Source organism: Pseudoalteromonas sp. T1lg21, assembly GCF_002964625.1.
Taxonomy (GTDB): Bacteria; Pseudomonadota; Gammaproteobacteria; order Enterobacterales; family Alteromonadaceae; genus Pseudoalteromonas; species Pseudoalteromonas gelatinilytica.
Genome location: NZ_PQBX01000060.1, coordinates 49,359 through 59,140 on the forward strand (window position 1 = coordinate 49,359; position 9,782 = coordinate 59,140).

The window sequence follows — 9,782 nt, forward strand, 5'->3', positions numbered from 1 at the left end:
GTCACCCTGATTGATGTTAAAATTCGGGTAATATATGTGAGGAGTTTACCGCGTTGCTTGTTTGGGGTGTTCAACAAGCTGTTCTTTGATACTTAGAATGTGACTTGAGCATATCAAATAGCGACGTGGTTGGTACGATTTTTCAGTTTCTTTCCGTTAATGTAATGCAAGTGCGTATGATCAACATAAAAAAAGGTCTGGATTTACCGATAGAGGGCGCACCTCAGCAAGTTATTCATGATGGTTCTGCCGTCAAACGTGTAGCTGTGCTAGGTGAAGAATATATTGGTATGCGTCCAACCATGCATGTTCGCGTGGATGACCAAGTCAAAAAAGGCCAGGTACTTTTTGAAGACAAAAAGAACCCAGGCGTCTTATTTACTGCACCAGCTTCTGGGGTAGTTAAAGAAATCAATCGTGGTGCTAAACGTGTGCTGCAATCTGTTGTTATTGAAGTTAATGGCAGTGAGCAAATCACCTTTGACTCTTTCAAGGCCGACGAGCTTTCGAGCTTAGACCGTGAAAAAGTGAAAGAAGTACTAGTTCAGTCAGGTCAATGGACAGCACTACGTGCTCGCCCATTTAGCAGAGTAGCTGCTTTGGATGCAAATCCTAGCTCTATCTTTGTGACGGCTATCGACACTAACCCGCTAGCTGCAGATCCTGCAGTAATCATTGCTGAGAACACTCAAGCATTTGAAGCTGGTTTAGCTGTGGTATCTCGTTTAACTGACGGCAAAGTATTTGTTTGTAAACAAGCAGGTAGCCAAGTGCCTAGCTCATCAATCCCTCAAGTAGAAGTACATGAGTTTGGTGGCAAGCATCCGGCAGGTCTTGTTGGTACACACATTCATAACTTAGACCCAGTTTCTGCAAGTAAGCAGGTTTGGCACTTAGGTTACCAAGACGTAATCGCGTTTGGTAATTTATTCCTGACAGGTGAAATCTTCACTGACCGTGTAGTTTCGCTTGCTGGTCCTCGTGTTAAAAACCCACGCTTAGTGAAAACTCAGCTAGGTGCATCTTTAGATGATTTAGTTGCTGGCGAATTAGAAGACGGTGATAACCGTGTAATTTCTGGTTCTGTATTATCAGGCGCTATTTCTCAAGGTCCACACGCGTTCTTAGGTCGTTACCATGTTCAAGTATCTGTATTACTTGAAGGTCGCGAAAAAGAGCTATTCGGTTGGATTGCACCAGGTGCTAACAAGTTCTCAGTAACACGTACCTTCTTATCTCACCTTACTCCTAGCCGTCTATTTAATATGACGACTTCAACAGGTGGTTCGAAGCGTGCCATGGTTCCAATTGGTAGCTATGAGCGTGTTATGCCTTTAGACATCCTACCTACACTATTATTACGTGATTTAATCGCACGTGATCTTGATGGTGCAATTGCGTTAGGTGCGCTAGAGCTTGACGAAGAAGATTTAGCATTATGTACCTTCGTTTGTCCTGGTAAATACGAGTACGGTTCAATCCTACGCGATTGCTTGACTACGATCGAGAAGGAAGGCTAGAGAGATGGGTTTAAAGAAATTTCTAGAAGATATTGAGCCGCATTTTGAACCAGGTGGTAAACACGAAAAATGGTATGCGCTTTACGAAGCTGCAGCGACTATTTTCTATACGCCTGGTTACGTAAATAAAGGCAAAACACACGTTCGCGATAACATCGACCTAAAACGTATGATGATTTTAGTGTGGATGGCGACGTTCCCTGCAATGTTCTTTGGTATGTTCAACATCGGTCATCAGGCCGCAGGTGCTTTAGCACAAGGTTTTGAACTAGCAAACACATGGCAAGTTGGTCTGTTCCAATTATTCGGTGGTGAATTAACTGCTGAATCTGGTTGGGGCGCGAAAATGTTTTACGGTGCCTGCTTCTTCCTACCTATCTATGCAGTAACGTTTGCTGTAGGTGGTTTCTGGGAAGTACTATTTGCTTCAGTGCGTAAGCACGAAGTAAATGAAGGTTTCTTCGTAACATCTGTATTATTCGCACTAATCCTGCCTGCAACGATTCCTTTATGGCAAGTTGCACTAGGTATTACGTTTGGTGTTGTAATCGCTAAAGAAATCTTTGGTGGTACAGGTCGTAACTTCCTTAACCCTGCTCTTGCCGGTCGTGCGTTCTTATTCTTCGCATACCCAGCGCAAATTTCAGGTGACACAGTATGGACTGCAGTAGATTCATTCTCTGGTGCAACTATGCTTGGTCAAGCAGTGGTTGGTTCACTTGATTACAACAACATGGAACTATGGTGGAATGCGTTCTACGGTTTCATTCAAGGTTCTGTCGGTGAAACGTCAACACTAGCACTATTAATCGGTGGTTTATTCCTAATTTATGTGCGTATCGCTTCTTGGCGTATCGTACTAGGTGTATTCCTAGGTATGGTTGCAACGGCATTCTTACTAAATACAGTTGGTTCTGAAACTAACGCAGTATTTGCTATGCCTTGGCACTGGCACTTAGTGCTTGGTGGTTTTGCATTTGGTATGTTCTTCATGGCAACAGACCCAGTATCTGCATCATTCACTGACAAAGGCAAGTTCGCTTACGGTGCGTTAATCGGCTTTATGGTTGTAATGATCCGTGTTGTTAACCCGGCATTCCCAGAAGGTATGATGCTAGCAATCTTATTTGCTAACTTATTTGCACCATTATTCGATCACTTTGTAGTGCAAGCTAATATCAAGCGGAGGTTGGCACGTAATGTCTAGTAATAACGAATCAATCGGCAAAACGCTATCCGTTGTTGTTGCACTATGTTTAGTGTGTGCAGTCATCGTATCGTTTGCTTCAGTTCAGCTTCGTCCTTTACAGCAAGCTAACAAAACACAAGATATTCAACGTAATATCTTAGCGGCTGCAGGTGTTGCAGTATCAGGTTCTGTATCTGATACATTCAACTCAAAAATCGAAGCTCGCGTTGTAGACATGAACACAGGTGAGTTTGTTGAAGGTGTTGATCCTAACTCATTTGATTTCGAGAAAAGCAAGTTCGATCAAAGCATCAGCTTCGCGTTAAAAGCAGAGGGTATTAAAGATATCGCTGGTATTCAGCGTATGACTAAAAACTCGCCTGTATACATCTCGAAAAAAGAAGATGGTTCTATTGACGCAATCATTCTACCTATCCAAGGTTACGGCCTTTGGGGTGTAATGTATGGTTTCCTAGCGCTTGAAAGCGATGCTGAAACTGTTAAAAACATCAATTTCTACAAGCACAACGAAACGCCAGGTCTAGGTGGTGAAATCCAAAATCCACAGTGGACTGCTAAATGGCAAGGTAAAGAGTTACCAATCAATATCATGAAGAGCGGTGCGAAGAACGAACATCAAATCGATGGTCTTTCTGGTGCAACATTAACTTCAAACGGTGTTGATCACACAGTTGACTTCTGGACTGGCGAGCATGGCTTTGGTCCATTCCTTGCGAAAGTACGTGAAGGAGCGTTGAAATAATGGCTGATACTAAAGAAATGAAGTCGGTCCTATTTGGCCCGGTATTCGCAAATAACCCAATCGCACTACAAGTACTTGGTATTTGTTCTGCGCTAGCGGTAACATCAAGCTTAAAAAATGCACTAATCATGTCAATCGCATTGACACTAGTAACTGCGTTTTCTAGCTTCTTTATCTCGTGTATTCGTAACCAGATCCCTTCATCTGTACGTATCATCGTGCAAATGACGATCATCGCATCACTAGTAATCGTTGTTGACCAAGTACTACAAGCATTCTCTTACGCTACGGCAAAAGAGCTTTCTGTATTCGTTGGTCTAATCATTACAAACTGTATCGTAATGGGTCGTGCTGAAGCATACGCAATGAAGTCACCACCAGTAATGTCTTTCTTAGACGGTATTGGTAACGGTTTAGGCTACTCAGTAGTTCTATTAACTGTTGGTTTCATCCGTGAGTTATTCGGTAAAGGTTCACTATTCGGTGTTGATATTATTCCACTAGTACAAAACGGTGGCTGGTATCAACCAATGGGTCTATTGATTTTACCACCGAGTGCGTTCTTCATTATTGGTTTATTCATCTGGGTACTTCGTACCGTGAAGAAAGACCAAGTAGAAGCAAAAGCGTAAGGGGCGAGCAGTGGAACATTATATTAGTTTATTTGTAAAAGCGGTTTTCATCGAAAACTTAGCTTTAGCCTTCTTCCTAGGTATGTGTACTTTCCTTGCGGTATCAAAGAAAGTAACTACGTCAATCGGCCTAGGTGTGGCAGTTATCGTGGTACTAGGTATCTCAGTACCAGTAAATAACTTGGTTTATCACGCTGTTCTTGCACCAGGTGCATTAGAGTGGCTTGGCTACCCAGAGGCAGACCTTAGCTTCTTACGTTTCTTGACTTTCATCGGTGTTATTGCAGCACTTGTACAAATTCTTGAAATGGCATTAGATAAGTTCTTCCCTGCACTTTACAACGCGTTAGGTATCTTCTTACCACTGATCACAGTTAACTGTGCGATCTTCGGTGCGGTATCTTTCATGGTTGAGCGTAACTATAACTTCGGCGAGTCTGTTGTTTATGGTATCGGTTCAGGTGTGGGCTGGGCACTAGCAATTACTTTACTTGCTGGTATCCGTGAAAAAATGAAGTACTCAGACGTTCCTGATGGCTTACGTGGTTTAGGTATTACTTTCATCACTGTTGGTCTTATGGGTCTTGGCTTTATGTCATTCTCTGGTATTTCACTTTAATAGGTAGCGAGGATAAATCATGAATGAGATTTTCTTAGGTGTTGGTGTTTTCATCGCTATCGTTGTTATTTTAGTTTTAGTTATCATTGGTGCTAAATCTAAATTAGTAGCAAGCGGCGATATCACCATCGGTATTAATGGCGACCCAGAAAAAGCTATTACAACATCAGCAGGTAGCAAGCTTTTAGGTGCACTAGCTGATTCAGGTATCTTCGTTTCATCTGCGTGTGGTGGCGGTGGCTCTTGTGGTCAGTGTCGTGTACACATTCATTCAGGTGGCGGTGATATCTTACCAACAGAACTTGATCACATCTCTAAAGGTGAAGCTCGTGAAGGCTGTCGTTTAGCGTGTCAGGTAAATGTTAAAAACGACATGGAAATTGAACTTGAAGAGTCAATTTTCGGTGTTAAGAAGTGGGAATGTACAGTTATCTCTAACGATAACAAAGCAACGTTCATCAAAGAACTTAAGCTTGGTATCCCTGATGGCGAATCAGTACCGTTCCGTGCAGGTGGTTATATTCAAATTGAAGCACCAGCTCACCACGTTAAATACGCTGATTACGATATTCCTGAAGAGTATCGTGGCGACTGGAACCACTTCGGTTTCTTCAATCTGGAGTCTAAAGTAGATGACGAAACAATTCGTGCATACTCTATGGCTAACTACCCAGAAGAAGAAGGCATCATCATGCTTAACGTGCGTATCGCTACGCCGCCGCCAAGAGACCTAAGCCTGCCATGTGGTAAAATGTCTTCGTACATTTGGTCACTTAAAGCAGGTGATAAAGTGACTATTTCTGGTCCATTCGGTGAATTCTTCGCGAAAGACACTGATGCGGAAATGGTATTCGTAGGTGGTGGTGCAGGTATGGCACCAATGCGTTCACATATCTTTGACCAACTTAAGCGTTTAAAATCTAAGCGTAAGATGAGTTTCTGGTATGGTGCACGTTCTAAGCGCGAAATGTTCTACGTAGAAGATTTTGATGGCTTAGCTGCAGAAAACGATAACTTCGTATGGCACACAGCACTGTCTGATCCACAACCAGAAGATAACTGGGAAGGTTACACAGGCTTCATCCATAACGTACTTTATGAAAACTACTTGAAAGATCATGAAGCGCCTGAAGATTGTGAGTTCTACATGTGTGGTCCTCCAATGATGAACGCGGCTGTTATCAACATGCTAAAAGATCTTGGTGTAGAAGACGAAAACATCTTATTAGATGACTTCGGTGGCTAACACCATACACAAAACAATAAGTTTTGGTTAGAATACAGGCCTCGTAGCACTCAGTGTTACGAGGCTTTTTTATTTCTATACCTAATTGTGTGGTATCCAAAAGGTGAATGCTATGAATAGAGTGTTTTATCGCCAAGGCTTGATGGCCTTTTTCCTACTAACTATGACTTTACTCATGGCTGGCTGCAGTCAAGCTGATAAGGCCGAAGAGCTTTATTTTGAAGGTAAGACTATGGGGACTACCTATCATATAAAGGTGTATGCAGAGCCATCGCAACTTGCAGGTGTTGATTTACATCCTGAAATTAAGCAAGTGCTTAAAGATGTAAACCAATCAATGTCGACTTACATTCCTGATTCAGAAATTAACCAGTTTAATCAACTACCAGCAGGGCAGGTGATGCCAATTAGTGCTGATTTTAGAAATGTGGTAGCTGAATCAATCCGCCTTGGTGAATCAACAAAAACGTTAGATGTCACTATGGGGCCCCTAATTGACTTGTGGGGCTTTGGTCCAGATAAAAAGCCAACTAAGCGCCCAACGGATGAAGAGTTGGCTGCAATGGTTGCTAAAATTGGCGTTGATAAGCTTAAACTTACTGATGCGGGTTTGATGAAAACAATTGATGGTTTAGAGCTGTCATTTTCTGCAACAGCTAAAGGTTATGGTATTGATAAAGTAGCAGAAGTAATTGAAAGCCATGGCCTGACTAATTATATGGTTGAGATTGGTGGTGAGCTACGTGTATCGGGTATTAAGCCAGACAACATCACGTGGAAAATTGCAATTGAACAGCCAGATGCTGAGCCAGGTGTTCGTAAAGTACATAAGGTAATTGAACCAGGTACCAATGGTATTGCGACATCGGGTGATTACCGAATTTTTTACGAAATGGATGGTGTAACATATAGCCACTTAATTGATCCAATGACAGGCATGCCGAGTCGTCATGATTTAGTATCTGTAACTGTATTAAGCCCATCAGCAATGACAGCCGATGGTTTAGCTACCGCACTAACTGTGATGGGCATGGAGCGTGCGCAGAAATACGCAGAAGAGCACGATTTGCCTGTGTATTTAATTGGTAAGTCTGACAATGGCTTAGTGACATATTCTAGCCCCGCTTTTAAACCTTATTTGTAGCAGGGCAAGAAGCAGTGTATACCCAAGCCGCCCCAAGATGCAGAATTCAGCGTTTCACAGGTGCTTAATATCAAGGCGTTACTTTGCAAAATGGCAGTCCCTTTTAAGAAGTAACAACGATGAGAGTAAGCGCCTGTGAAGCACCCAAAAGGTTGGTTTAAAAGCGATTTATACTGCGTTATTGATTTTAACAATAGAACCACTATTGCTTGCAATCAATGCCTTGCCTAAATCACTTTTAATTCCAACTGAAACTCGCACCTTGGGGTGGTTTGGGTATATAATACATGCAGCCCAATACATTGGGCTTGATTTAATTGCTGACGATAGGGGCAAAGCAATGTCACTTTTTCTTCTAACATTTGGTCTACTTATTTTAATTGTGGCAGCGATGGCTGTCGGCATGATTGTGCAAAAGAAATCTATGGCCAGTAGTTGTGGTGGCTTAGGCGCTGTTGGAATTGACAAAGCCTGCGACTGTGACGACCCATGTGACAAGCGTAAAAAGCGCATGGCAAAAGAACAAGCCTGGAAAGAGAATCAAATTCTTTAACCACAAAAAAAGCGCCCAAAGGCGCTTTTTTAATACCTAAATTTTACAAGGACAGTCACTGTTAAATATGTTTTATGTGGACAGTCATCTTTATTTTTAAACCGAGACTTTTAACTTTTTAGCGGCTAATCATTTGGTTTTAACGTTAGCTCAATGACCTGAACGTACTCTTCATTATCAAACGTCAAATTTTCTAACGTAATAACACCTTCAACTTGTTTAAAGTTAATAGGTTTTGAGGTCTTTAAATTTGTTGCAGACTTGATAGGAGTTGCAAGTTCTATACTTAATGTATCTGCTTGCCAGTTGAGTATATGAATAAAAATACTCTCATTATTATGAGTGCTCACTCCCCAGTTTTGCGGGGAAATAGGGCCGCCTCGAGTGCCGTATATACTCTTACCGAACACCTTTAGCCACTGACCAATTTCGGCAAAGGTTTTTAGGTTTTCTGGTTGGATTTTACCGTTTGGCATTGGGCCTGTATTAAGTAAATAATTAGCGTTTCTTCCAGCGGCACTTACTAAGGTTTGCACGAGCTCTTTAGTCGTTTTGTAATTATCATCAGTTAAACTGAATCCCCAGCTACCGTTCATTGTTTGTGCCATTTCTAATGGTAATTTACCTAACCGTTCTTGATTAGTAGGAAGCTGTTGTTCAAAGCCCTGATAATCCTCACCTGGAACAGTGAATCTGTGGTGGTTATTTACGATTAAGGTTGCAGGCTGTAGTTCATGGATCATTTTATAAGTGCGTTGTAGTTGCCAGTTATCCCAATTGTGGGAGTCTTCTTGATCCCACCAACCATCAAACCAAATACCACCAATTGGCCCATATTGAGTTAAAAGCTCTTTTAGTTGTGCATCTTGAAATTGCAGGTATTTTGCCCAATCACCACTTTTTTCTCGTTTGGTGTAATGGCCTGTTCGACCCCATGGATAGTAATCTGGGTGATGCCAATCAAGTTGTGAATAATAAAAGAAAAGTTGTAAACCATGTTTTTGAGCCGAGTTAGCGAGCTCTTTGATAGGATCTTTTTTATAAGGTGTACTATCGACAATATCAAAATTAGAAACTTTACTGTCGTACATGGAAAACCCATCATGATGCTTTGAAGTAATAACAATATACTTTGCTCCAGCATCTTTAAACGCCTTAACCCACTGTTCTGCATCGAAGCCTGTTGGGTTAAAAAATTCAGCTAAACGTTGATACTTGGGCCCCGAAATTCGTAAGTCTTCCATGATCCACTCGGCTCCATACGGGCTTCCTACACCACCAAGTTGACTATACAGTCCCCAGTGTAAAAAGATACCAAACTTATTATCTTGAAAACGTTCTCGGGCTTTTATGTTTTCAGGAGCGGGTGTGTAGGCTTGTACTTTATCTGGGTCAATTGCAACCCCGGTTCCAGCGTGCCCAAGGCCCGAAAAAACAAGTAATAGGTTGATCAGTACGCAATTAAATGTACTCACTTTATACCTCATAAACTAGATTCTTTACTTAAAAGTAGCAGGAAATCATTGAGCGAAAAGTAAAGCAATTATGCATATTCGAAAATTTTATATATGCAGAAACAAAGGAATACGATGTTAAAAGTAAAACTCATTTACACGGACAGTCACTTTTAACGGTTCAGTTATTATTGCGGCAAAACAGATTTTGTCTACACTTTAGTTACAGCTAATGCATTTCAAATTATCAGTTCAAGGAGTGGACGATGGCTTTAGCAAGGAAGCGGCAAATCTGTTTGTCGAACACCAAGTATTACCATTGTGTTTCCCGTTGTGTTAGACGCGCTTATCTTTGTGGTGAAGACGCACTCACAGGTAAATCATATGAACACCGTCGAGGGTGGGTTGAAGAACGCCTACTTTTTCTTGCAAAAGTGTTTTGTATTGATGTGTGCGCTTATGCGGTGATGAGTAACCATACTCATGTTGTGCTTTATGTTGATGATAAAAAAGCAAATAGGTTATCTGATAAGGCCATTCTCTTGCGTTGGTTTAAGCTCAGTAAAGCAACACCTTTAGGTCAAAAATTCCTTCATGGTCAGCCGTTAAGTGACGGCCAACAAGTCTTCTTAAATAAAGAGGTTACTGAATACAGAGCGCGC

The 9,782-nt window shown here is 41.6% G+C and carries 9 protein-coding genes and 1 pseudogene; 9 read left to right on the forward strand and 1 reads right to left on the reverse strand.

Going from position 1 to position 9,782, the window contains the following annotated elements; genetic code table 11:
- Positions 1-176 precede the first annotated feature (176 nt).
- From C2M25_RS14100 to nqrM, 8 genes are all read left to right on the forward strand, one after another.
- Positions 177-1,520, forward strand: a complete 1,344-nt coding sequence (locus C2M25_RS14100) for a Na(+)-translocating NADH-quinone reductase subunit A (RefSeq protein WP_063707181.1) — start codon at positions 177-179, stop codon at positions 1,518-1,520.
- Positions 1,521-1,524: 4 nt separating this feature from the next.
- The gene (locus C2M25_RS14105; RefSeq protein WP_063706296.1) at positions 1,525-2,727 is read left to right on the forward strand and encodes an NADH:ubiquinone reductase (Na(+)-transporting) subunit B; all 1,203 of its coding nucleotides are present in this window, start codon (positions 1,525-1,527) and stop codon (positions 2,725-2,727) included.
- The gene (locus C2M25_RS14110; RefSeq protein ID WP_063706297.1) at positions 2,720-3,472 is read left to right on the forward strand and encodes a Na(+)-translocating NADH-quinone reductase subunit C; all 753 of its coding nucleotides are present in this window, start codon (positions 2,720-2,722) and stop codon (positions 3,470-3,472) included. The genes C2M25_RS14105 and C2M25_RS14110 overlap by 8 nt, the downstream gene beginning before the upstream one ends.
- Positions 3,472-4,104, forward strand: a complete 633-nt coding sequence (locus C2M25_RS14115) for an NADH:ubiquinone reductase (Na(+)-transporting) subunit D (RefSeq protein WP_063706298.1) — start codon at positions 3,472-3,474, stop codon at positions 4,102-4,104. The genes C2M25_RS14110 and C2M25_RS14115 overlap by 1 nt, the downstream gene beginning before the upstream one ends.
- Positions 4,105-4,114: 10 nt before the next feature.
- Positions 4,115-4,723: an NADH:ubiquinone reductase (Na(+)-transporting) subunit E gene (gene nqrE, locus C2M25_RS14120; protein ID WP_016708692.1), complete on the forward strand. Its 609-nt coding sequence runs from the start codon at positions 4,115-4,117 to the stop codon at positions 4,721-4,723.
- Positions 4,724-4,742: 19 nt separating this feature from the next.
- On the forward strand, positions 4,743-5,969 hold the full coding sequence (gene nqrF / locus C2M25_RS14125; RefSeq protein WP_105175303.1) for an NADH:ubiquinone reductase (Na(+)-transporting) subunit F: 1,227 nt from the start codon (positions 4,743-4,745) through the stop codon (positions 5,967-5,969).
- A gap of 112 nt (positions 5,970-6,081) precedes the next feature.
- Complete coding sequence (locus tag C2M25_RS14130; protein ID WP_063706301.1) at positions 6,082-7,113, forward strand: FAD:protein FMN transferase; 1,032 nt, start codon at positions 6,082-6,084, stop codon at positions 7,111-7,113.
- Between the two features lie 340 nt (positions 7,114-7,453).
- Entirely contained in the window at positions 7,454-7,666 is a 213-nt protein-coding gene (gene nqrM / locus C2M25_RS14140) for a (Na+)-NQR maturation NqrM (RefSeq protein WP_036966498.1), read from the forward strand.
- A gap of 125 nt (positions 7,667-7,791) precedes the next feature.
- On the opposite strand, the gene C2M25_RS14145 is transcribed toward nqrM, so the two are convergent.
- Positions 7,792-9,141, reverse strand: a complete 1,350-nt coding sequence (locus C2M25_RS14145) for an alpha-L-fucosidase (RefSeq protein WP_158679729.1) — start codon at positions 9,139-9,141, stop codon at positions 7,792-7,794.
- Positions 9,142-9,386: 245 nt separating this feature from the next.
- On the opposite strand from C2M25_RS14145, the pseudogene C2M25_RS22035 reads away from it, so the two are divergent.
- Positions 9,387-9,782: pseudogene (locus C2M25_RS22035) on the forward strand (transposase); the annotation flags it as partial.